19 protein-coding genes are annotated in these 23,637 nt (G+C 45.8%); 7 read left to right on the top strand and 12 right to left on the bottom strand.

Going from position 1 to position 23,637, the window contains the following annotated elements; translation table 11 throughout:
- Window positions 1-3: 3 nt before the first annotated feature.
- On the bottom strand, window positions 4-1,647 hold the full coding sequence (locus GC097_RS33460; protein WP_171687584.1) for an ABC transporter substrate-binding protein: 1,644 nt from the start codon (window positions 1,645-1,647) through the stop codon (window positions 4-6).
- Window positions 1,648-1,675: 28 nt separating this feature from the next.
- Window positions 1,676-2,503 (bottom strand): IclR family transcriptional regulator, encoded by an 828-nt coding sequence (locus GC097_RS33455; RefSeq protein WP_216625976.1) that lies wholly within the window; start codon window positions 2,501-2,503, stop codon window positions 1,676-1,678.
- A 206-nt stretch (window positions 2,504-2,709) separates the two neighbouring features.
- Here GC097_RS33455 and GC097_RS33450 point away from each other — a divergent pair, with 206 nt between their 5' ends.
- Window positions 2,710-3,621, top strand: coding sequence for an alpha/beta fold hydrolase (locus tag GC097_RS33450; protein WP_312875761.1), 912 nt, complete (start codon window positions 2,710-2,712; stop codon window positions 3,619-3,621).
- A 39-nt stretch (window positions 3,622-3,660) separates the two neighbouring features.
- On the top strand, window positions 3,661-4,893 hold the full coding sequence (locus tag GC097_RS33445) for a dipeptidase (protein ID WP_171687582.1): 1,233 nt from the start codon (window positions 3,661-3,663) through the stop codon (window positions 4,891-4,893).
- Window positions 4,894-5,124: 231 nt separating this feature from the next.
- Here the strand turns inward: GC097_RS33445 and GC097_RS33440 are convergent, their stop codons facing one another.
- A complete protein-coding gene (locus GC097_RS33440) occupies window positions 5,125-7,461 on the bottom strand; it encodes a glycoside hydrolase (RefSeq protein WP_171687581.1) in 2,337 nt (778 codons plus the stop codon).
- A 180-nt stretch (window positions 7,462-7,641) separates the two neighbouring features.
- Here GC097_RS33440 and GC097_RS33435 point away from each other — a divergent pair, with 180 nt between their 5' ends.
- Window positions 7,642-8,289, top strand: coding sequence for a response regulator transcription factor (locus GC097_RS33435; protein ID WP_171687580.1), 648 nt, complete (start codon window positions 7,642-7,644; stop codon window positions 8,287-8,289).
- The gene (locus GC097_RS33430) at window positions 8,282-9,679 is read left to right on the top strand and encodes a sensor histidine kinase (RefSeq protein ID WP_171687579.1); all 1,398 of its coding nucleotides are present in this window, start codon (window positions 8,282-8,284) and stop codon (window positions 9,677-9,679) included. Before GC097_RS33435 ends, GC097_RS33430 begins: the two co-directional genes overlap by 8 nt.
- Before the next feature lie 140 nt (window positions 9,680-9,819).
- Here the strand turns inward: GC097_RS33430 and GC097_RS33425 are convergent, their stop codons facing one another.
- The 3 genes from GC097_RS33425 to GC097_RS33415 form a co-directional block, all read right to left on the bottom strand.
- Window positions 9,820-10,503 (bottom strand): hypothetical protein, encoded by a 684-nt coding sequence (locus GC097_RS33425; protein ID WP_171687578.1) that lies wholly within the window; start codon window positions 10,501-10,503, stop codon window positions 9,820-9,822.
- A 108-nt stretch (window positions 10,504-10,611) separates the two neighbouring features.
- On the bottom strand, window positions 10,612-11,301 hold the full coding sequence (locus tag GC097_RS33420) for a copper amine oxidase N-terminal domain-containing protein (RefSeq protein ID WP_171687577.1): 690 nt from the start codon (window positions 11,299-11,301) through the stop codon (window positions 10,612-10,614).
- Window positions 11,302-11,524: 223 nt separating this feature from the next.
- Complete coding sequence (locus tag GC097_RS33415) at window positions 11,525-12,652, bottom strand: NADH:flavin oxidoreductase (RefSeq protein WP_171687576.1); 1,128 nt, start codon at window positions 12,650-12,652, stop codon at window positions 11,525-11,527.
- A 233-nt stretch (window positions 12,653-12,885) separates the two neighbouring features.
- Here GC097_RS33415 and GC097_RS33410 point away from each other — a divergent pair, with 233 nt between their 5' ends.
- Window positions 12,886-13,305: a GNAT family N-acetyltransferase gene (locus GC097_RS33410; RefSeq protein WP_171687654.1), complete on the top strand. Its 420-nt coding sequence runs from the start codon at window positions 12,886-12,888 to the stop codon at window positions 13,303-13,305.
- 183 nt (window positions 13,306-13,488) lie between these two features.
- Window positions 13,489-14,253: an SDR family oxidoreductase gene (locus tag GC097_RS33405; protein ID WP_171687575.1), complete on the top strand. Its 765-nt coding sequence runs from the start codon at window positions 13,489-13,491 to the stop codon at window positions 14,251-14,253.
- Between the two features lie 102 nt (window positions 14,254-14,355).
- Here GC097_RS33405 and GC097_RS33400 read toward each other — a convergent pair whose 3' ends face one another.
- Entirely contained in the window at window positions 14,356-14,904 is a 549-nt protein-coding gene (locus tag GC097_RS33400) for a VanZ family protein (RefSeq protein WP_171687574.1), read from the bottom strand.
- A 154-nt stretch (window positions 14,905-15,058) separates the two neighbouring features.
- Here GC097_RS33400 and GC097_RS33395 point away from each other — a divergent pair, with 154 nt between their 5' ends.
- The gene (locus tag GC097_RS33395) at window positions 15,059-15,463 is read left to right on the top strand and encodes a VOC family protein (RefSeq protein ID WP_171687573.1); all 405 of its coding nucleotides are present in this window, start codon (window positions 15,059-15,061) and stop codon (window positions 15,461-15,463) included.
- 162 nt (window positions 15,464-15,625) lie between these two features.
- On the opposite strand, the gene GC097_RS33390 is transcribed toward GC097_RS33395, so the two are convergent.
- The 5 genes from GC097_RS33390 to GC097_RS33370 form a co-directional block, all read right to left on the bottom strand.
- Window positions 15,626-16,528: a DUF4846 domain-containing protein gene (locus GC097_RS33390; RefSeq protein WP_171687572.1), complete on the bottom strand. Its 903-nt coding sequence runs from the start codon at window positions 16,526-16,528 to the stop codon at window positions 15,626-15,628.
- A 187-nt stretch (window positions 16,529-16,715) separates the two neighbouring features.
- A complete protein-coding gene (locus GC097_RS33385) occupies window positions 16,716-17,927 on the bottom strand; it encodes an SGNH/GDSL hydrolase family protein (protein ID WP_171687571.1) in 1,212 nt (403 codons plus the stop codon).
- A gap of 2 nt (window positions 17,928-17,929) precedes the next feature.
- Entirely contained in the window at window positions 17,930-20,158 is a 2,229-nt protein-coding gene (locus GC097_RS33380; RefSeq protein WP_246294601.1) for an FAD-dependent oxidoreductase, read from the bottom strand.
- Between the two features lie 100 nt (window positions 20,159-20,258).
- Complete coding sequence (locus GC097_RS33375) at window positions 20,259-21,881, bottom strand: response regulator (RefSeq protein WP_171687569.1); 1,623 nt, start codon at window positions 21,879-21,881, stop codon at window positions 20,259-20,261.
- Window positions 21,881-23,620 carry a sensor histidine kinase gene (locus tag GC097_RS33370; protein WP_171687568.1) on the bottom strand — a complete coding sequence of 580 codons (1,740 nt, stop codon included), beginning with the start codon at window positions 23,618-23,620 and terminating at the stop codon, window positions 21,881-21,883. Before GC097_RS33370 ends, GC097_RS33375 begins: the two co-directional genes overlap by 1 nt.
- Between the last annotated feature and the right edge of the window lie 17 nt (window positions 23,621-23,637).

Below are 23,637 nucleotides of genomic sequence, written 5' to 3'. Positions count from 1 at the left end.
TGATTACTTAATGGTCCATTCGCTAATGTGATCTTCCGCGACGATAAACGTCGTTTTCGGCACGGTCAGGTTTTTCTGTGTCGCTACAGCCAGCGTCGGATACCACAGATAAAGGTAAGGCAGCTCCTCCGCCGTCAATGCCTGCACGTCATTATAAATTTTCACGCGCTCCTCAGTCGTTTTCGCTTTGCGGCCAGCTTCGAGTAATTGATCAAGCGCGGGGTTTTTGTAGCCCGGAATGTTATTGCCTTTACCGGCTGAATTGCTGTGATAGTAAGCCAACACATCCGGGTCAACCGGAGCGCGCCACCAGCAAACCGTTGCGTCGTATTGGCGGTTGCTAACCACTTTCTGCACATATGTATTCCAGTCGATGACTTGAAGATTAACCTTCACGCCGATCTTTTGCCAGTATTGCTGTACCAGCTGAGAAGCTTGTACGAGTACCCCGTATTGGCCTGCCGGCATATCGATTTCGAGCACCTTGCCATCTTTTTGCATGAAACCTTCGGCATTTGGCGCGTAGCCTGCTTCTTTCAGCAGCGCTTTCGCTTTCTCCGGATCAAATCCGTATGTTTTCACATTTTTGTTGTAATATTTCTCCTGAATCGGAGCAATCGGACCGGTAGCTACGCTTCCGTAACCTTTCAGCACGCCTTTGATAATCGACTCCCGGTCGATCGCGTAGAGCAGCGCTTGGCGAACTTTCACATCGCGGAACCGCTCTTGCGACTGATCCAGCGCGACCCAGTAGTAGTTGTTATCGATCAGTTCATTGACGTTCAAATTCGAATTCGACTTCAATTTCTCCATCAGGTTCGGATCGGTGACATTGATCATCGATAACGTGCCGGAAAGAAGCTGAGCGATTTGCGTATTGCTGTCTGGAATAATATTGAAGATGATTTTGGTGAATTTAGCTCCGCCGCCAAAGTAATCCGGATTTCGTTCCAATTCCACGAATTGTCCCGCCGAATATTTCACAAACTTGAATGGCCCTGTGCCGACTGGTTTCTCTTTATTAAAAGAAGTTAATTTCCATGGATCTTGTCCTTCGAAAATATGCTTCGGCAATATTTTTGCATACCACGCCAAGTAGTTAGGCAAAGACGACCACGGCTTCTTCAGCATGATTTGCACCTGATTCGGATTAACGACAACCACCTTGTCCACGTCAACGAAGTTGGAGGAGTTGCTGGCTCCCAGCTCTTTCTTCAAAACAATCTCGTTAAACGTGTACGCCACGTCATCGGCCGAAAACGGCTGACCGTCGCTCCACTTGACATCTTTGCGAAGATTGAACGTCCAGCTCATTCCATCATCGGCCGGCTTCCAGTCCGTTGCTAACGCAGGCGCCGGTTGATAGTCTGTCCCCCATTTGGTTAAGCCATCATACAAAATTTCCGTAATAGGCTGGGACTCGGCAAAGCCGGTCGGGAACCATGGATTAAAATTCGGTTCCGCATTCGTTGCCATGTTAAGCGTAACGTTCGAAACTACGTCCGCCTGCGCCGGCTGATTGCTCGCTGCAGGTGCCGAACTGGCCGAACCTGAATCCACATTCGGCTTAATGCTGCAGCCGGAAAGCGCCACCACTGTTGCCATCAAACAGGCGCAAGTTGTTAACCACATTTTACGTTTTTGCATCTGTACAGACCCCCTAAATAGAATGAAATCAAAGATGATTACTCTGTTCACGGAAATAACCGAGAGACCGAGAAATCTTTTCAGCCGCTTCGACCGTTAGATCGCCAAACTGATGAATCAGCTCAACACCTACCCGATGTGACGGTCCTCCAGCGCTAATGGCGCCAATGACCTTGCCATTTTTGCCGAATATCGGAGCGCCTACCCCGTTTGCTCCCTCTTCATAATCTTCATAGCTGATGCTGTAACCTCTTTTTCGGATTTGATCCAGTTCGATACGCAGCTGATCGGGATCGGTCACCGTGTTTTCCGCCATCTTCTGATAATGAGGCAGCATGTCAAGCACCTTCTGCTGCTCTTCAAGAGATAGGAAAGCCAACATAGCCTTCGGACAAGCCCCGGCATGAAGCGGTGTGCGCTGGCCAAGGCGGGAGATCAACCGCACCCCCTGCTTGCTGTGTCGACGGGCGATGATGATCGACTGTCCTTCGGACAAACAGCAGAGATTGACGGTCTCGCCTGTCACCTGCTGAAGCTGCTCCATAATCGGCTGCGCCAACTCTTCCAATGGAATATCCGATTCAGCAGCCAGTGCCAGGTTGTAGGCCATCGCGGTTACCACATATTGTCCGCCGGGTTCCATGCGCAGCAGGCCAAACTCCTCAAGTGATTTCAAACTGCGAAAAATCTGATTTTTCGATAAACCTGTTAAACCTTCCAAATCCCCAATTGCAAAACGGTAAGGCGGTTTACAAAACGAGAACAATACCTGCAATGTTTTCATGACAGATTCGATCGCGTACCGGGATTCATTCACTCCTTTACGCTCATTATCAGCAGGTACAACTTCCTTCAACTGCAAGCCCTCCTCAAAATCTGAATTTCTCTCTAAAGTAGTGCATTCATGCGGTAAAGCGAATATGTATTTGATTGTATATGTTAATATTTGATTTAGTCAAACGGTTTTTATAATTATTCAGAAAATTTGTTTGATTTTCAAAAAAAACGATCTGCACGAAAAAAATTATGTGGTTATTCGTGCCAATGTTTGTTATTTTATAAATATTAATAAAACATGTTTTATTCAGTCAAACCAAAAATGGCAACAGAGAGGATGTCAGAAGCATGCACAAAACGATGAAGATCAACGGCGTTACCCTTCATATCGAAGATCAGGGCGAAGGCCCCGCAATCGTCACGCTGCATGGAGGGCCAGGTTTAGGCTCAAGACGAGGCGATGCCGCCGTTTTCGGCGCCTTCACCGCTGACGGTTATCGGGTAATTTCCTATGACCAACGGGGGAATGGCGAATCGGAAGGCGCAGAACCCTATAGTCACGAGCAGTTCAATGCCGATACCGAAGCGCTGCGCAGCGAATTGGGACTTGGCAAAATCGTGATTGCCGGAGGTTCTTACGGAGGCTATTTAGCTCTTGAATATGCGCTCAAATATCCGCAAAATGTGGCAGGCATCATTCTTCGCGACACAGCGGCGTCCAACGCTTACCGCTATACGGCGCATGAACGCGCGATGAAGAGCGGACTTCCCGGCATTACGCAGGAGATGCTGGACCGGTTGTTTAATGGGCAAGCGAAAGACAATGATGATTTTCGGGCGATGTATTCGGCCATCTTGCCGCTATATTGGGTGAAATTCACGCAAACCGATTTGGACAACCATCTGAATTCGATCATTTTCCGTTACGAAACTCACAACTGGGCGTTCTCCCGGAATCAGCCCCATTTCAATATCGTTGATCGCTTGAAAACGATTCAGGCGCCGACGCTTGTGTTGTGCGGACGTCATGATTGGATCACGCCACTCGAAGCTTCCGAGGAGATTGCCCGTGAAATCCCGAACAGCCGGTTAGTCGTCTTTGATCATAGCGGCCATTCTCCACAAAACGAAGAGCGCGAGAAATTCCAGTCCGAAGTCCGCAAGTTTTTGCGCGAAGTTGTCCCTACATACCAATAAACAATAAACTTAAACTTAACCGAAGGGCGTGTTCTCATCATGAATAAGAAAAATTATCGCGGTTACCAATCCTATCAATATCTTGAACCAGGCGTTGACTTCAAAAGCTTCGAGCTCGTCAAAGAAACGACGCTCTTCCCGGAATATATCGTTCCCGTTACGACCGATGAAGAAGCGCGCGTGAAGCGTTTATTAGAAGAAAACATCGTCATTTCCTTGCACGAGCATACGTTCAAAGCGCCGGCTAATTTGAATGAATTCCTGGAATTCCGCCGCTGGGGCCGCGATTTCACCGGTTATGAGGGCTTGTCCCGCTCCGGGCTGGATTGCGTGTTCGACAATTTAATGAACGGCACCGCCATGATTACATCCCGCGGAGGATGGAAGTGGGACGATATCATTTATGACCTTGGCATGAGACTGAGCGATATTGCCCATCAAGATATGGTCATTATGGGCTTGACGACGGATGATATCCGCCGTGCCAAACAAAACGGCCAAATCGCGTTCGTCGCTTCCATCGAAGGGGCTAGCATGATCGAAAACGAGTTGGACCGTTTGGATATCCTGTACGGATTCGGCGTTCGCTGCATGGGGATTGCTTACAGCGAAGGCAATTCACTCGGCATGGGCCTGAAAGAAGCAAGCGGAGGCTTGACCGCGTTCGGCAAACAGGCTGTGCAACGGATGAATAAGCTCGGCATCGCCATCGACGTCTCCCACTCCAACGACCAGACATCTCTGGACACGATTGAAGCGAGCGATAAGCCAATCTTTATCACTCATGCCGGCGCCCGCGCACTGTGGAACACAAACCGTCTTAAGCCAGACGACGTAATTAAAGCATGTGCGGCCAAAGGTGGCGTCGTCGCCATCGAAGCTGCGCCGCATACAACGATCACCCAGAACCACCCACGGCATAATATCGAATCCTTCATGGAGCATTTCGAATATTGCGTTAATCTTGTAGGGATCGATCACGTGACCTTCGGTCCGGATACCCTGTTCGGCGACCATGTCGGCATTCATAAAGCGCTGTCCGAGGCGCTGTCGCTTTCCGCTTCCAAAGGCAATATGCCTTACGAAAAAGTCGACTATGTGCAAGGCTTGGAAAACCCGGGCGATTGCTTTCCAAATATCGTGCGCTGGCTCGTGAAACACGGCTACTCTGATCAGGACATCGCGAAAGTCATCGGCGGCAACACGATGCGCGTTCTGGAGGAAGTATGGTGCAATCCTAGACTTCAAGGTCATGGGCCGCAGTCCAAGTAGCAAAAAAACAGCTGCAGCCTTGGGTGACTTTTAGTACCGGGCTGTCTTTCAGAAAAAAAGCAAAGGAGTTAAGCGGCTTGTATCTGCTTAACTCCTTTGCTTTTTGCGTCTATTGAGGGAAAAGCCCCTGACCCACTCGTTTTTCCAACTGAGACGTGATGATGCGTATGACCGTTAGTGACGAAAGCCCGTACCATCAAGGTACAGGCCAACGACATCTATGCTATGCAATCACAACAGCTTCGCATTTGCCGCCGCGTCAAAAACTTTACGCTGCTTACTTTCATATAGAACAGCAGATTTGGAAGGGATGACTTCACCGGCCACAGTTACCTGTTTATCAGAGAAGTTTACGATGACTTTCATGTCGTCTCCATATTGCGCGCTTTGAACAAGGCGATCCTCCGTAAGGATAGAGAACCCGCTCATCTTTTGTTTAACAGCCTCCCGATGGAAAGGGGACCATACGTTTAGAAAATCAAGCATGCTTGCTTTATCCTTCTCCCATGTTTGTCGGTCCAAGTGATAGAGCGGTGGAACATTATACAGCAGCTCATAGAGCATCCGATCGGCCTCTTCGCCCTTAATCTTATAGCTGCCCCATTCCCAGTGATTCGTCGTAATGATTGTATCGTTATAGATCAGTTTATATAGAGGAAGCGAGTAGACCGGGTCAGTGTAAACTTTCTCGTACAACGGTTTGACTGGCACCGGCTTGCCATAGCGCTGGGGGATACCGTCCGCCGCGTAGTAGCCTCCTACATAATAGGGGCTATCCTTCTTGTCTCGCATATCAAGATCACCCCAGGCAATAACCGGACTTTCAATCCCTTGCGCGAACGCAATCACGCTGCTGGCAAAGTCGTTGCCTCCCTCAGAGCCGACAACCATCTTTTTCTCTTTCGCGAAATAGTCCAGCCGTTCCAAGCGCGCTTTCAAATCCTGCTGCTGCGTAGTCGGATGTGAGGGTGAGAAATCGTCATAGATTTCTCCCGTGGCATCGCAGTCCACGAACCAGGAGTTAAAGCCGATTCCATCTTGCAGAATGTCGGACACACGCTGTTTGACACTTGGCATAGCAAGCGTCGGGTTCAGCTTTCGACCACGCTGTAGAAATCCAGCGATCTTCGTCCCATCTTTCCGAGCTACCGTCGCATTCTCATACAGAGCAGGATCCGGGAAGGACGCTGTATTCCACGAAGGATCCACTTTTTCATGGATGGAATGATAGGAGTCATAAGGAGCAATGAGATAGCCGTCCTTGCTTCCTTCACTTACCATCTGGGGATTCATCAAGCCGCTCGACCAGCTAGAAAGGCCCAACCAAGCATTTTCGATACCGGCTTCTCGCATTTCCTTTATTAGTTCCGTCGAATCGGTTTGCCCCCAATCGGATATTTCTTTAACAGCATCCTTCAAAATGCTTTTAAGCAGCAGCTTGTTCAAGTCATACAATTTTTCCTCGCTTAGCTTGTCAATCCCCGCCTCAATGAGCTTGCGAGCTTCATCGCCAGGGTTAGGGAACAGAGCTGGGGTGTATAATTCACGCATTTTCAAGGCCTGATTCAGCGCGCTCAACACGACTTTCTTCTGATAGTTGTCCATAAAGTCCTGTTTGGAAATTTGCTTCAGCACCTGTTCGAGCTCTTTACTTCCATCCGTTGTACTCGCAAGAATCTTAATGAGCCATGGTCCAAGGCCTACAGGAAGCAGCGTGCGCAGCTGAGGCCATCTGACATCGGAATCCGTAAGAATCGATTCGCTCCATAAGTAAATTTGAGGCGCTCCATACAGCTTCCTGATATTCGGATTGAGCTTGGCTTTCTCCTCCAGGGAGACGATCTTGCCTTGCTCTGCCACATAGTTCATATAGGGCTGCACGACATTTTGCGGATCATTTTTCGTTGCATAGATGCGGAATCCGTAGCTTTTATCCGTGTTAATGGAAGGGAATTCATGTGAGAATTGAAAGGCGACATCCGGTGACGCATCGAAATGAACTTCATTATTGAACTTGTTCGTTACCACATAGACAAGGGATAGCTGATTCTTGCTAAGAGCAAAAAAGTCCATGGAGAACGACTCGCTCCAACTGAGGGTCTGATCTTTCAGAAATTCACGCCAGTTCGCGTCGCTCGCAGGAATGCGTTTGCCTTCTCCGAAGGGCAGTATGTAGCTATCCGATTTTATGGAAGGCCACTGGAACTGCTCAGCTCCGATAGACACGAGACGGATGTCAAGATAATCGCTTTTCTTTTCGATACTAACGTTGACTTTATTCGGATAGGTCCATTTGACCGAGTCTTTGGACTTAACCAGATTCGTCACCTCAGCTTTGGGGAGAGGTTCCGATGCCGGGATTCGCACACCGTCTTTGATAAGAACCAGCGTAAATGTTTCCGGATCCACTTCAAAGTCGAACTGCTCCACCGCGGCTTTCACCGCCATCGTTTCTGTTGGCTGCAAGTCAATTGTTGGTATAAGCTGCGCATCCTCGCCCCCCCAGCATCCCGTCATGGTGAGACTTAGCATACTTGTAACGCAAAGCGTAGCAAATTGTTTTTTCATGTTTTATCCTCCAATGCAATGGTCGTCGTTCGAGTGCATTGTAAAAGAGCAACGTTACAGCAATGTGACGAAGTATGTAATTCAACAAACTAGTCCACCTTGAATAGTAAATTAAGATTCTGTCATACTGGTGTAACAAATGAATGGTATCGTTACAGCCATGTAGGAAGGAGAGATCGCATGAATTTGCTGCTTGCAGACGATGAGACGCTTATGCTTCAAATATTAAAAGCCTATTTCGTAAAAGAAGGATTTAACGTGCTGCTCGCTCAAGACGGCGAAGAAGCGATCGACCTCTTCTATAACCATAAAGTGGACTTGGCGATATTGGATTGGATGATGCCAAACCGCAGCGGCATTGAGGTCTGTCAAGAAATGAAGAAAACAAGCCGGACCAAGGTGCTTCTGCTGACAGCCAAGGGAGGTTCGGACGACGAGTTTCTTGCGTTGCAGTCGGGGGCAGACGATTATTTGCGCAAGCCGTTTGATCCGCGAATTTTACTTTTAAGGGCGAAAAAATTGCTTAACCTTACTTCTAAAACCATAATTGGCGATTTGACTGTGGATATGGAAGCCCAAAAGATTTATCGCGCTGGGAAGGACGTCCTTGCAACGAATAAGGAATTCGAATTGATGAAATATCTGATCGCCAACAAAGGGCACATCGTAACTCGCAAAATGCTGCTGGATCAAGTATGGGGGTTCGATTATTTCGGAGAGGAACGGACGGTTGACACTCATATTCGCCGGTTAAGAGAGAAAATTGGCGAGCACCGAATCGTAACGTATCGAGGGATGGGGTATTGCCTGGAGGATCGTCATGAGTAGACTGACTCGGAAGCTAATTGTACAGATCACCCTTACGTTGTGCGTTGTGTTTACCCTTTCATTTGCCGTTAACACTTATTTACTACCCAAATACTTTTTGTATGAGAAAAAAAACAAGCTGGACGAGCTGGTCACAGAGCTCAAGCAGATGGATTTCAAGACATTGGCCGGAAATATTGACGCTATTGAAGACCACAATCAAGTTACGATTGTTTTCAGCTCATTATCGGAGTCCGTCGATGACTTGAATAGCAGCTTGTTGCTGCAGCTAAACCGCAAAGGCATAACCCTAAGCAAGTTTTGGTTGACCGAGGAGAACATTGTCATCCTCCGTGAGGGGGGACGGGTCAATAAAATCTTCGATCAAGCCAAACTGAAATCCAGCTTTCTCGTCAATTTTGTGACCATTGGGAACACCGTTTTTGCTGTAGGCGAGTCGATTTCCCACTCAGCGGAAACAATACAGATCGTGAATCGCTTCAATGCGTATCTATGGATAGGCATGTTTTTGCTGCTTATCCTGTTGTCTGTGCTTTATACGAAACGAATTGTAAAGCCCCTTGCAGCACTGGTTAAGACTGCGGAGGCGATTTCCAATTTAACTTTCAGTAAGACAGATATTCGGACCGGCGATGAGATTGAGTCACTGGCGCGAAGCATTAACCAAATGAGTGATAACCTGAAAGAAGCTCATCAGTCCTTGGAGGCGAAAAATGCCAATCTCCGGCATTTTATTTCGGATATTTCGCATGAGCTGAAGACACCGTTAGCGTTAATTCACGCTTACGCTTCTGGGCTTCAAGATGGCCTGGACGATGGCACATATTCAGCCGTCATTCGGAAGCAGAGCGAAGAGATGGCAGGATTGATCGACCGACTGCTGGAGCTGTCCAGGCTGCAAGAGGAAACCTATCTCTTTGAACCCGTAGATTTCAAAAGCCTTCTTGCTGAAACGACGGCTGCCTATCACAACGCTTTTCGTCAGCAAAACATCAAACTGCACTTGGACATGCATTTGACCGAGGATATTTGGGTCAAGGCCGACCGGAGAAAGCTGGAATCGGTGCTGAACAACTGGATGACAAATGCGATGATCTATACGAGCGGCGACTACGTTAACATAAAAGTCGAAACCAAAGAGAATGCTTTACACTTCCAAATCTCGAATCCTACGAATACTGCAAACGAAGCCGAGTGGGAGCGTGTATGGGAACCTTTCTATGTGCTGGAAAGTTCCCGCAGCAAAAAATTCAGCGGCACCGGACTCGGTTTATCCATTACCCGAACCATTCTACAGCAGCACAAAGCCTCCTTTGGCTTATCTGTGCAGGGTGAAATCGTTACGTTTTACTTCGTTTTGCCAATCCTATATGGGAAATTTCCCCTCTAAATTCACTGCGAGGTCATCATTCGAGCCATTTAGAGAGGGATTTTTCCGCTAACTTACTTGTTGAACTCGGATTGACATTGAAGTTATTGGCAGTCCGCAAAATATGCTGAGGCGGCTGCGGTACCTTCTTTTACATTCTGCTATTGCGCATAAAGATTAATTCTTCTCAGCAGATGGTACGCCCCGTCATACATCACCACATTTCCGTGTTCATTGATTGCAAAAACGTTAAATGATAGCATCAACCCAAACGCAGCCCCCATATTAGCATAAGCAGATGTGTCGTACGTATTGGTTTTGGGAAGATATAGACCGGTGTTATAGGCACTAACATCTTTCAAACCAACATAAGGATGGGTTTCACCAGTTATCTTTACTTCCCAAATCTGCTGCTTCCCTTCAACATAGAAAGTTCCGTTATCCTCATATACCCGCAGAATTTCTTCCTTAATATCTATTGGAGCTATGTACCTTAGATTTCCAGATTCCTGCAGCTCAAAAATCGCTTGCTTGGAAACATCTAGAACAAACATTTTACCATCATTCGCAACAGCTGCCAGTTTCACATTTTCCTTATCCGGAGTAAAAGGCGTGAATACTTTTGCTTCTTGACCTGATTCGGCTGTATATATCGTATGATGGAAGATATCGCTGAAGTAAAACCGCTGGCCATCGGGAGTCACCATGAAGTTGCCCGGATGAAAAGTTATGTGCCCGATCGTATATGTCATCATTCGAACAGTTGGTGCAAGCTCATAAATTACGGTAGACACGCTGTTATCAGATATAAAACCATTGGTAGCCAATAAATAAAGCTTATCCAAATTAGAATCATATACAAGTTTGCGTGGTGAAAGCGCACTAGCGTTAAAATGCTGCTTTCCAGTCTTCGGATCCGTATAGTCAAAATTAAAGCTCTGATCGAAACTGCTTTACACCACTTTCGTTTCACCCGTTGCTTCATTATAGACACGAAGGGCGAAACTCATCTCCGAAGCTGCATCTTGTTCTAAAATGTAGATCTGATTGTGATGATCGGAGGCCATGCTGATCACATTCATATTTGGCTGTTGAATAAAGAAATTGTATGTAAATCCCATATTCGAAGCAGTATTTAAATTGTCGACACGAATCTCTGCATTTCTCGGATGAGGTGTTGTAATGATGATGGATTTCGTTTCATTATTGTAAGCAACAGTCTGATTCAAACTTTCAGCAATAAATCTCAATGGCACTAAGGTAGTACTATTCATTATGACTGCTGGCTGCTCTAACGTCATACTTTGATTATCTATACGGACAAATCGGCTATCAATGGACAGTTTTATCACATGATCTGCATACTTAAGAGCGATAGATTGGTCCTCCGTATTCCATGTCAAATCAGCCTTCAATGCATCAGCAATAAAACGTAGAGGAACCAAGGTCGTATTATTTAACAGTACAGGCGGTGTAGAAAGAGTCATTTTCTGCCCATTTACTGTAGCCGCTACATCGTTTAAGGTCAATTGGATCTTTACTCCGACCGGGCTTTTTCCATCATTGGCATAACTCGTTAGGGTGTAACTCTTGAGCAGCATAGCCGTAGAAAGCACGAATATCAAACATACCCGATACAACACATCTTAGCCCCCTATGATAAATAAATTGCATTCAGATATTATATTATCATATTTTGGAAATAGCCTTTTATAAAATTACGGCAACTACGCTAGTAGCGTCAGGTGTTAAGGCTGATTGCGGCAATAAAATGTGTAACAGTTATAAATTCTGATATTACAAAAAAACGGGCACTCCCACTAACCCGGAATGCCCGATCAAATAATCAAAAGAATTACTGCAGAATCAAGCGAGCGAACGCAGCGCTTCAGGGGTAAAAGGCTTCAGCTCGTCAAGCCGGCCATCGCGGACCTTAGCCACCCATGCCGGATCAACCAGCAGCGCGCGGCCGACCGCAACCAGATCGAACTCTCCATTGTTAAGCTTGTCGGTCAAGGTATCCACGTTCGCCGTACCTGCATTTTCCCCTCTAAACGAAGATATAAACTCATTATCCAGACCTACGGAGCCCACAGTGATTGCAGGTTTGCCGGTTAATTTTTTCACCCAGCCTGCGAAATTCAGATCGGAACCGGCGAACTCCGGCTCCCAGAAGCGGCGGGTCGAGCAGTGAAATACATCAACGCCCGCTTCTACAAGCGGCGCAAGGAATTTCGCCAGCTCATCCGGATTGGCTGCCAATTTCGCCTCGTAATCACTTGATTTCCATTGCGATATCCGCAGTAGGATTGGGAAATCGGGTCCTACGGCGCGACGGCAAGCCGCAATAATTTCAGCCGCAAAACGGGTTCTTTTCACAAGGTCTCCGCCATAGCTGTCGGTGCGTTGGTTCGTTTTCTCCCAGAAAAACTGATCGATCAAATAACCGTGAGCACCATGAAGCTCAATCCCGTCAAAACCGATCCGTTTGGCATCCGCCGCCGCTTGTGCGTAAGCAGCAACAACGGAATCGATCCTTTCCTGGCTCATCGGCTCATTGACTTTTTCCCCAGTCGCGAGATCCAAGCCTGAAGGTCCGATCGGCAGCTCTTCCGGGTTCGGAACGGCTCCTACCTTACGGTCCGTACCGATATGCCACAACTGCGGCATAATCAGCCCGCCGGCTTCATGTACTTCCGCGACGACGTTAGCCCAGCCCTTCAATGCTTCCTCTCCATGGAAATTCGGAATATTCGGGTTATTGGTGGCCGCCGGATCGTTGATCAGAGTGCCCTCCGTAATAATAAGCCCTACACCATTCTCGGCACGGCGACGGTAATACGCAGCCACATCAGGACCCGGCACTCCTCCGGGAGAGAAGGCTCTCGTCATTGGAGCCATGACGACCCGGTTCTTTAGCTGCAAAGTACCAAGCTTGAAGGACTCGAATAAAGGTCCCAGCTTGGAGGCAGGTTGGATATTATGATTATTCATTTTCGCATTACCTCCATTATGAATAAATTCTGGTTTACTAAGCTTTTTCATTCAAACTGTCATTCATATTGTTACAGTTATGATTTTACTATACCATACTATTTGCAAAAACACTACTTTTTACATACCGCCGCGTTTGATTAAAATAAAATTCTCCGTTGAACAAATTAGCTTTTGTTGTCTATACTAATAACATTCGTTGGCCCAAGCATAAAGGAAGCGAGAGTGAAGATGTGAATATTAGAGTAGCAAATGAATCTGACTACCCAGCTTTAAGAACCATATATTTGGAATCCCGTCGTAAAAGTTTTCATTGGGCGGATATAGAAGCAATGACTTTAGATGATTTTGATAAGCATACAGAAGAAGAGTATATCTTATTAGTAGAGGAGAATAATCAAATCCTCGGATTTGCTTCTCTGTATTTGCCGGATAACTTTATCCATAATTTATTCGTCCACCCCGACTTCTCCGGTAAAGGTGTTGGTGGTCTGCTTCTCCATGCCTCTATAGAAAAAATGAAAAAACCGATCAGATTGAAGTGTGTATCAGAAAACCATGCGGCGTTGAGATTTTATGAGAGTAAGGGCTGGAAGAAAGTCGTTGAAGAAGGTAATCCGGACGAAAAATATTGGGTTATGGAATACAATTGACCTCAGCCCCGTCGCTCGAACTCAGACCTCCATCGGCAATTGTTTGTTTTAGCAGGCGAATGAATTGCTGCGCCGCAAAGCCGATATATCTCTCTTTTTCTCTAAGTCATAATTAGAAAGCAACATTTCAAAAGTCCCCTTGTGATATAACTAGATATGAATTCAACACAAGGAGATGAGAGAATGAGTAGTTTGAAAGGGAAAGTCGCTCTAGTAACAGGTGCAAGCCGGGGGATCGGTCGGAGCATTGCGTTGCGTCTGGCACAGGATGGCGCATGTGTCGCCGTGCATTATGGAAAAAGACGGAATGAAGCGGATGAAGTGGTTCATACAATTCAACAACGTGGCGGGGACGCATTCGCAATTGGTGCGGACATAAGCACTCTAAACGGTATACATGATTTATATACGGCATTGGATGAAAACCTTCGGGAACGTACAGGCAACGATCGATTCGATATTCTTGTGAATAACGCAGGAATCGGTCAAATTATTCCAATAGAAGAGACGACGGAACAATCTTTTGACGAGGTCATGGGCATTAATGTTAAAGCACCGCTTTTTGTTACCCAACAAGCTTTGCCGCGTCTGAAAGATGGAGGACGCATTATCAATATCTCATCGTTTGTTACAAGAGTGGCCTCCCCGAGTGTTTTTGCCTATAGCATGTCGAAAGGAGCAATCGACACATTTACGCACATGTTGGCTCAACAACTTGGGAGCCGGAATATTACGGTGAATGCCATCCAGCCTGGCATTATTAATACAGAGATGAATGCGGGGACACTCCAAGATCCTAATGGACAGAAGTCTGCCGCGGGTCTTTCAACTTTCAAAAGGTGGGGGGAGCCGGAAGATGTGGCCGATATTGCCGCTTTTCTCGCCTCATCGGATAGTCGTTGGGTAACCGGCCAAATGATTGATGCAAGCGGTGGATCTCATCTGTAAATAAATCGGGTTCGGAAGCTCGCTGAACAGCAAGGCTTCCGAACCCTAACTTATTTGTTAAAGATCTTATTTGGTTAACTTACATATCACCGTAAGTGCAATTCAGAGTCTCAACCTCACCATGAATAATAAATATAATATAACAGGTAATCCGATAGCAGATAGTATTGTGATTACGGTACATACTTTTTTCTCATCTCGTAATATTAACGTTAAAAACTTATACCCTAAAATACCAATCCATCCACCCAAACAATTTAGAATTATGTCATCAATGTCTGAGGTTCCGATGCCTAAAAGCCCCTGAGTGATTTCAACAAATAAACTCACAAAGAATATAAGCAGCAGATTGGTGATTACTCTTTTGTCCTTTTTGAATAATGTCAAATAAGTACCAAGAGGAATAAAAATAACGATATTACCAACCACATTACTAAAAGCGAATCTTTTTAAAGTCGCAGAATCGCCAAGTATATATTCCTTTATACTATGAAAAGGAATAAGATTGATTGACCTATTTAATGTCCTATGACTATTAAACATCTCCAAAAGTGAAATTCTTGATAAGAACAATAATTTAATTAAAAAAATTAGGTAACAAATGAAAACACCATATAAAATGATTGTTTTAATTCTTTCTCGTTTATTCATAGTACCTCCATTTTTCATTTCTTTCCTGCTTAGAAGCCCCAAAAATGTCTACTGACATACTGTTGTCAGTAGCGTTTTTTTATAATCGGAGTATCCCATAAAGGGTATGATACAGGTAAGATTGTATCATTTATTACAGGAAGGATGATATTTCGTGAATTTTGCTTCTGTACGCATCATTACCGACGACGTAGATCGTCTTGTCGAGTTCTATGAGAAAGTCTTAGGTGTTTCGGCTGAACGCCCCGCGCCCGTCTTTGCCGAACTCGTTATGCCATCTTGCACCCTGGCGATCGGCCACTCCCAGACGGTGCAGCTGTTCGGCGCTGGTTCCGCAGTGGCGGCCGACAATCATACTGTCATCCTCGAGTTCCACGTCCACGATGTCGATGCCGAATACGAGCGCTTGAAGCCGTTTATCGATGAGTGGGTAAAGGAACCAACCACGATGCCGTGGGGGAACCGTGCTGTGCTGTTTCGCGATCCCGACGGCAACCTGATTAACCTCTTCACGCCGGTGACCGAGGAAGCGATCAAACGGTTCAGCGGTAGGCTTTGACAGACAGTTGAAGTGAGTGAGGCGAATTTCATAGTTAGTAATTTTACTGACCGCTTCTAAGAAAGAGACCATAGCAACGAGCTATGGTCTCTTCAGTCTATCTCTTCACTGCAAGATGCTCCCTTATTCCGTTTAATATGTATGTCATTCTGCCTTTAGGTCTCAATTATAGAATCGAAACAGCTGCTCATTCGTAAATTTCCACTCCGGTGTTTGCAATTTATCTCCAAAGGAGATATTGTACCAGGGATTCCCCTTGCCATTAGCAGGGTTCTCCAGAATGTGGATCTCTTGTGCAGGCGTATATCCCTGAGCCAGAAGAAAGAGCTTCTCGCCGTTTTTTGGATTTTGGGCCATATCCATGACTACAATCGCATGTCCTGGTGATCCGCCTTCAAGGAAAACATCGCCGGGTCGCATATCCGATAGAGTTATATGCTCCATTTCCTTTGCCAAGGATAGAGTCCCTGCATACGCAAACACCATATTCAGATAACTGCGGAAGCCCTCATAGCTATTGGAGCTCGCTCCTCGTTTCACCCAGGAAACCTTATTCCCTGAAACCTCAATCCGATTACCTTTTGTCCACGTAGTATAATCAGCTTTGAAGCCATTGGTAAAGTTAAAATGTATCTTGTCATACCATCCCTTACCGTATAAATATTCCGCCCGCAGTCTCATCACCGAATCGGCACATTGCTGGAGATCCCGTTCCCCCACATCTACATCCAATACCGCTTCGTAAACCTCTTTCGCCTTTAACTCACCGTTAAATAAATGAACCTTGGAGCCATGAGGCTTAAGCGGAATCTGACGTAAATATTCTTCATATGATCCGGTCTCAACAGGTATCCGTTCAAAACCTTTGGGCACAGCAATGCGTTCCGCCACATTTGTCCCATTTGGTTGTATCAGATCGACCTTCAACGGCTTAACGGCAGACACAGGAGAATCGCCGCCCTCCGGTCCTTGACCCGGATTTCCTTGACAGGAAACAAGCATGAATGCAAAGGATATGAATATAAGCATATCTCTTTTGTTCAACAACAGCAGCACTCCGTTCATTTGGAAGTCATTAATTTGACGATGCGGACCTTATAATAGTTTATATCACCAAATTAAATGAAGAAACCTAAGGTGCCTGTATATATGAGCGGCGATTTTCAAATTCCAAGAAATAAAAAGAGCCGAATGGATCGTTCTCATCCACTCAGCTCTTAGGGTTATTTTACAATAATTTAGCCGATTTTAACTATGATAATGGCGGCTGCACCAACAACAACTTCCCAAGCTGGATCACCGTTTGATTGTACCAATCCGGATGCTGCCGCACATGCTCCAAACTTCGTTCATTGCCACTTGCCTCAAACACTGCCACTTTATCGGTCATCTCGGCATCGATTTCGAAGCGAACCGTATGCTTCCCATTCGGAAGCTCCGGCAAGAAAACATATTGATTCCTATTATGATCGTTATATGGCGTGAATCGATCGATGAGGAAAGGGTCCCCGCCATCCACCGTCACCTTCAAGCTGCCGGAATCAGGCCCCCCGATATCGAACAGCCCGATGTGAGTGCCTTCGAACTGCACCGTGATAGCCTCTCCAGGATCGACTGCTCGCCATAGGCCAGGGAACAACCAATCGTACTTGCGGGCCAGCGCAAAATCATCGGGAGTCACGTAGGACCATCCTGCCGATAAATGGGCATGGCCATCCAGCGGCAGCATTGCTGCGAACTCCCAGGGGTTGGCCGGGACCAGAGGATCCTCAGGCATGCTATGTTCAACACTTACCGGACTAACCTGAAGTTCACGAATCCGCTCAAACGACCGAGTGATCGTATCCGTGTAAATCTGGTGTCCTTCGGGAATTGTCGGATGGATCGAATCATGCGTAAAAACAACGGTTCCAGGAATGGACTCGTCTGCCCCTGAGGTAAAAATGAGCTTTCCCTCCGACACCAATTGACTGACCGCTACACCGAGATGAATCGAAGGAATACCGTAATAATCGGCCACTTCCTCTTGCATAAGAGCCCCTTTCTGGTATTCCCCGGACTGAAATAAGGCCACATCCCGCTCCTTCAGCGTGTAAACGAACAGGATATCGGTAAACCGGCTCCGCTTGCGTATTTGACGGACGATCCCTTCAATCCGTGCCTTGGACTCGGGCACTCCGCCATCGTTACCGACAAATTCGACAAACACTAGATCAGGTTGATGACGCAGCACATCCCTCTCCAAACGGGCGCAGCCCAAATCCGATCCAGTTCCGTCAATGCCTGCATTCACACATCGGATATCCGTCTTGGGATATTGCCCACAAAGCCAATCCGCCGTCATAACCCTGTAGCCTTCAGAACGCGTATTACTGCCGCCAAAATAGACGATTGTCACGGTTTCCCCATTTTCCAACTTCTGAATGACATTAGGCAACCCTCTTCGAGGGAATAATTCCTTCATCGCTACTTCACCGCCTCACTTATCGTTTTAGGAGCAAACAATTTTACAGCAAACACTTCATGATAAGGCGAACCGTAAGTTGCGCAGAAATTAATCCGAATTTGAGTTACACCTTCCGCATCTACCTTATGTTTATTCAACGTGAGATAATTGCCGCGGATAACGATTTCCCTCTCCGTTCCGTCATCTAAGGTCATGATCACATCATAATCTTGGATAAGGGACTCGATCGGATCGTCGAAATGCTCCAAATCCAACTGCGAGTTGAAAACAAGATGGATTTCATCCAGATTTTTAGGGCTTGCAAAACAGAATTCCAACCATTCCATTCCTTCCGTACGTTCGGAAATCCAGCTGTTCGGCAGACCATAGGGTCTGGAGTAGCCGTTGACGACATTCTCGGGATTATACATATTCTGGGATGGAAGCAGGTCCTTAAAGCAAATGCTTTTATTGAATTTCTTCAGCCTGGACGGCACTTCCGGCTTATAATGGAAGCTGACCGCTCCTGTCATTTTCTCTTCATTGCCGTAAACGGCAAGGCTCGCCGTACCCTCCAGTACGATGTAAATTTTGTCGTCCTCCGGCTTCTCGCAGCCCAAGTCCAGCGTAATCCAGTCGTCATGACCGGCTGCAATAGCCAAGCGGTAGTCTTTCAACTCGCTGCCAGGAATGTAGTTTTCCTTCCGTTCCCCGCCAAACAGCTTCACATGCAGCGTTTCCGAATGTTCGGAAATATTTTTAATTTTAATCTGTACGCTTTCCGCCACGGATGTCTGAATCGGCAAGACCAAACATAACCCTTTCTCCAAGGGAATCGCTTCGGTTGGATGAGGATTGGCGTAGCTGCGCTGAGACGAGGCACGAATATTTAATCCGTCAGCGAAGTAAGGATCCAATTCCTCTTGAAGCCCTACAATCGTTTGTCCGTCTCGAAGCAGCAGCGCCTGCAGCTCCCCCATATGAGATTCGACTATGGCTGCGGGGTCTACCTCATATTTCATGCATAACGAAGCAGCCGTTCCAACCGCCTGCCCCATACAACCACAGGTAGCCATTACTCTGGTAGAACCGAAAGCAACATGGGTAGCACTTATATTGCGGCCAGCGAACATGAGATTAGGAATATTGCGGGAAAATAAACTGCGGAACGGAATATTGTACAATCCGGGCACGAAGTTCCATGCTGTAGCCGGCCCCTCATCGTAGATGCCCTTAGCAGCATGTAAATCCATATACCATCCCCCGACGGATACAGCATCTTCGAAATGCGGCTTTGCTGTAAGATCGTTCTGAGACAACATGTGATCCCCTATAAACCGCCTCGACTCCCGCTTTCCCGGAATCGGGCATACATAATCCAAGATGAGATTGTCCACATCATCAAATTCACCGCTATTTTTGATATAATCCCAAATCCCGTAAACCAATTTCCGCAGCTCCAATGCGATGTCTTCATTGTTTGCGATAACATCCATATGTCCACCGTATTCCAGCCACCACAATCCGCCAAGCCCGTTGATTTTTCTAGGGAAAGCCCGATGGTTCAAGCCTTTTCTGATACTATCGAAAAAGTCCAACTTCGTAATATCATACGCAAAGCCAGGCCGCTTGTACGGAACGGAGTATTCCACGGCACGGGCTTGAAACAGGATCGTGTCTCCCATGGTGTAATGGTCCGCTACTTCAGGAGCCAAATCTTCCTTGTATTCATGTTTCGCTTCTCTCCCCCAACGGAAAAGAGCACCTGCCTGATATCCGACAACCCCGTCTCCGGAGCAATCGATGTAGGTTTGGCTTTCAAAACGAAATTTTCTTTCGGAAGCCAATTGAAGGCCCTCCACCCATTTGATTCTGCCATTCTCCATGCCCGTTTCATGCACGCATGTATTCAGAAATAGAGAAATGTTTGGCTCATCATAGACCATATCCAACAAAACAGTATCCGAAAGCGAAAGCATAAGCTTCTTGTTATATAGCGGATTATAGTGGAAAATCTTCATCTTAAGTTCTTCCACTAACCCGCCCTCACGCGCATAATAGGATGGACTGTTTCCTAGATATGCGGAGCCGTTGATATGGACCCTAACCTCGCTGCTGGCATTCCCCCCAAGAACCGGACGATCATTAATAAGTGAAACTTGCAGCCCTTGACGTGCGGCAGAAATGGCGGCGCATAGCCCCGCAATACCTCCGCCTACGACCGTTACATCCGCTTTAATAAGCTCCATTGCGATAACCTCCATGATTAGATATATCTATCATGGTAGTCCTTTTGATCTCCGATTTTTTACATGATTTCGAGAAAAATTCATACATTTTTTTGCAACCTTATTTGGATTCATACCGTGTCATTTTTATCCGATATTGCTTGGGTGTGTCACCTGTATATTCTTTAAATAATTTACAGAAATAACCTTCGTTTGCAATCCCCACTTCCTCGCACAATTCCAGTAAAGAATAATCCTGAACTTTTAATAGCTCAAGAGCCAATTGAATTTTTTTGCGATTGATGTAACTAATAACGCCTTCGTTCATTGTTTTTTTGAATAGACTGCTAAAATACGATGGAGCTAAATTCACATCCTCGGCAATAGCCTCCAACGTTAGACGCTGTTTCAGGTTTTTCTCTATAAACCGCATGGCACTCATGATTTCTGCACGATATAAAAGTTGGCCAGCGTGTACATATTCAAATGTGAAGTCGCTAATATACGCAAGCTGCTCCCGAAATGCCATGAATTCGATGGGAAACTCTGCTACGTCTGTGGTTAACGTGTTCCCCGATTTAAATTTCACAGCAATGTGTCTGTAAAAGTCTCTAAGCATAGGTGCCATGATGGACTTATGGATTTTGTGATCCGTAACAAATTGGTTTAAAGCAGCAAATTCTTTCTCCAGCTCTTCCTTAGAAGCCTTTCTTTGCAGCCATGCAAGAAAATCAGCCAGCTTCTGCTGAAAGTCCTCCTTTTTGTCATTACGGTATTGGAAACGATGCGCGGGTGTTTTGACTATTTTCTCTGCATGATAATAGAAATCCTCACTCACATTTTGAGCTTCCGTATAAGCTTGTTTGATGGATTCCCAGCCTCGGTGCGGACCGCCAAAAGCTACGGATACCTTTTGATTCAAATATTGATGCAAATGGGACACGATCTGGCTCCCCAATGTCTGGCAAGCGTATTCCGTATCCATATCACTGCGATTATTTTCCCAAGAAAGAAAGCCGATAAAACGATTATCGGATAGATCCGCAGCTACACCCCTGCCACAATTCATCACCGTTTCTTCGATTACATTCGTAATCGCATACTTTAAGATGTTTTGGTCAACCGCTGAATATTCATTTCGGAAACTTTCATACAGATTCATTTCAACAATAAAGCAGCAATAGTTGGCTTGAAAGAAATGAAACTGCATGCGATTAGCGAAATCCGATGCCCGATAGGAAGGGATTTCGCCTCTGATCAGCTCATTGAAAAATTGCTTGCGGACTCTATATTTATTTTCAAGAACGGATACGTTTAAAGATTGAAATTCCTCTTCTTTTTTCTTAACCTCATCCCAAATTCCAGCTGCCTTATCCAAAGCTCGTTCCAAATCAGCTTCCCTGAGAGGAACCTTAACGATGTACTCCAATACGTTGGCATGAATAGCTCTCTGTGCGTATTCAAAAGACGAATAGGCAGTCAAAAGAATATATTGGGTATGGGGCAGCTCCGGCTTTAATTGCTCAATCATGGAAATTCCATCCATCCGCGGCATGACGATATCGGAGATTACGATATCCGGTTTAAGCCTTAAGATCTCCTCTATCCCCTTCAGCCCATTATTCGCTTTGCCCACCAAATGGAACCGTCTTTCCTTATGGGAAAGCTCGCTAAAAAACAGTTCCAATCTTTGGATGATTAGATCTTCATCGTCAACGATGAAGCAGGTGTAGTCTCTCACCATCATGCATCTCCTTTAAACAAACCTGCCGGGAATACGGCGCGGACACGGGTTATTTCCTTCGGTATGCTTATGATTTGGAGCCCGAATTGTTCCCCGTAATGAAGTCTTATTCGTCCATGAATATTATTTAACCCGATTCTTTTCCTTTTTACTTCCAGATCGCTCGGTTCTGAAATTAAAATATACTTCGTTTTCTCAGCTGGAATTCCCTCACCTTGATCAACTACTTCTATCATAACGATGCCGCCCTCCCTGTACGCATGAATCGTAATTGGGCCTTCGATCCCCCCTCCGTTATAGCCATGGAAGATACTATTCTCCACAATGGGTTGCAGCAGCATTCGAAATACGGGGAAATCCATTAATCCCTCTTCGATATTCTCAATCAAGTGGAAGTGCCTGTTATAACGGATGTTCTGGATCGCGATATAGTCCGCTACATTTTGCAACTCCTGACGTAGTGAAACCTTCTCCGAAGCGTCGGCTATCCCGTATTCCAATATGGAAATGAGAGACCCGATCACCACATCTACTTTCTCTATTTGTCCCAGGCGTATGACATTGCTGATAGATCCAAGCGTGTTATACAGAAAATGAGGGTTTATTTGCGATTGCAGCACTTGGATTTCCAGCTTCCGCTCAAGTTCATTATGAAGCTCTGCTCGCCGAATCAGTTCCACAATTTGTTGCAGCATACGGTCTAAGGCTCGGGAAAGGTCCCCGAATTCATCATTTCGGTTCATCGTCATTATCGTTGTCAGATCGCCTTGCTCCACCCTTTTCATTTTTGTTTTGAGCGCATAGAGCGGGTTTCTTATATATTTGGCAATAAAAAAGGAAATGAACAGACTTAATAGAAGACCTGCAACCAGAAGCCCGATATAATAGGTTTCCAATCTGGACAACGCAGCTTTCATCCGAGATTCATCGTTGATCGAGATGATGGACCAATTGAATTTCTCCGTCGATTTCTTCAGAATGGAGACCGGCATGCCATCCTTGGTATGCAGTTGAAGGCTTGTTCCCGTAGTATCAAGAATTTGTTCCGCCGACGTTTCCCCAATTGAAAACGTATGGTCTTGAATATTCAGGGGTCCTCTATTTTCCGAAAATCCGGCAATGATTTTACCCGATGGGGTGATCAGGGCCAGATTCATTTGTTCTTTTTTATTAATCTTGAACAAGGTTTCTTCAATGGCATTTAGATCCAAATCTACTGCAATGGCCATAGGAAACGGAGAGCCGTTCAGATATCGAACCATCGTAACTGTCCAGCCGGAATACTTAGATTTATAAGGATCACTGACAAATGTAGTCCGTCTGTTCTTGTCGGCCGCATCAAACAACGGCTTTCTGTCAGATAAGGGTTCATCGAAAATTCGCGTAGGCGTACTTCCGCCTAGAATGGATAAATCGCTATTGATCAAGTAAATGTTGCTGACGTAATTGCTATTGAGCTCATACAGCTCTCTTAATTGCTTTTTAATTACTTCCGTATTGTTAATGTTTGCTTTCACCGATGTTTCGACTGAGAACAAGATCGTCTGGAAAGAGGAAAAATTAACCGTTAAATACTGGTCAACTTTGTCCAATATTTGGTTTGTGTAATAAATGTCGTTGGTTCTTATTTCCTTTTGGACATAGCGATAGGACAATTGGCTTATCAAGATGATGCAGCTTAATACAAATGTAAACACGATAAAAAATAGTTTTAAAGGCAAGCTGATTCTTCTACGCATGGGTCATCTTCCTTTTA

This window comes from Paenibacillus planticolens (genome assembly GCF_013141725.1).
Lineage (GTDB): Bacteria > Bacillota > Bacilli > Paenibacillales > NBRC-103111 > Paenibacillus_E > Paenibacillus_E planticolens.
Note: the sequence above shows the minus strand (reverse complement) of the source record. Positions and strands in the feature narration are given on the sequence as shown.

Coding starts and splice junctions, on each gene's coding strand:
- GC097_RS33460 (WP_171687584.1), bottom strand. CDS start 1,647: ATGCAAAAACGTAAAATGTGGTTAACAACTTGCGCCTGTTTGATGGCA.
- GC097_RS33445 (WP_171687582.1), top strand. CDS start 3,661: ATGAATAAGAAAAATTATCGCGGTTACCAATCCTATCAATATCTTGAA.
- GC097_RS33440 (WP_171687581.1), bottom strand. CDS start 7,461: ATGAAAAAACAATTTGCTACGCTTTGCGTTACAAGTATGCTAAGTCTC.
- GC097_RS33435 (WP_171687580.1), top strand. CDS start 7,642: ATGAATTTGCTGCTTGCAGACGATGAGACGCTTATGCTTCAAATATTA.
- GC097_RS33430 (WP_171687579.1), top strand. CDS start 8,282: ATGAGTAGACTGACTCGGAAGCTAATTGTACAGATCACCCTTACGTTG.
- GC097_RS33415 (WP_171687576.1), bottom strand. CDS start 12,652: ATGAATAATCATAATATCCAACCTGCCTCCAAGCTGGGACCTTTATTC.
- GC097_RS33405 (WP_171687575.1), top strand. CDS start 13,489: ATGAGTAGTTTGAAAGGGAAAGTCGCTCTAGTAACAGGTGCAAGCCGG.
- GC097_RS33400 (WP_171687574.1), bottom strand. CDS start 14,904: ATGAATAAACGAGAAAGAATTAAAACAATCATTTTATATGGTGTTTTC.
- GC097_RS33390 (WP_171687572.1), bottom strand. CDS start 16,528: ATGAACGGAGTGCTGCTGTTGTTGAACAAAAGAGATATGCTTATATTC.
- GC097_RS33385 (WP_171687571.1), bottom strand. CDS start 17,927: ATGAAGGAATTATTCCCTCGAAGAGGGTTGCCTAATGTCATTCAGAAG.
- GC097_RS33380 (WP_246294601.1), bottom strand. CDS start 20,158: ATGGAGCTTATTAAAGCGGATGTAACGGTCGTAGGCGGAGGTATTGCG.
- GC097_RS33375 (WP_171687569.1), bottom strand. CDS start 21,881: ATGGTGAGAGACTACACCTGCTTCATCGTTGACGATGAAGATCTAATC.
- GC097_RS33370 (WP_171687568.1), bottom strand. CDS start 23,620: ATGCGTAGAAGAATCAGCTTGCCTTTAAAACTATTTTTTATCGTGTTT.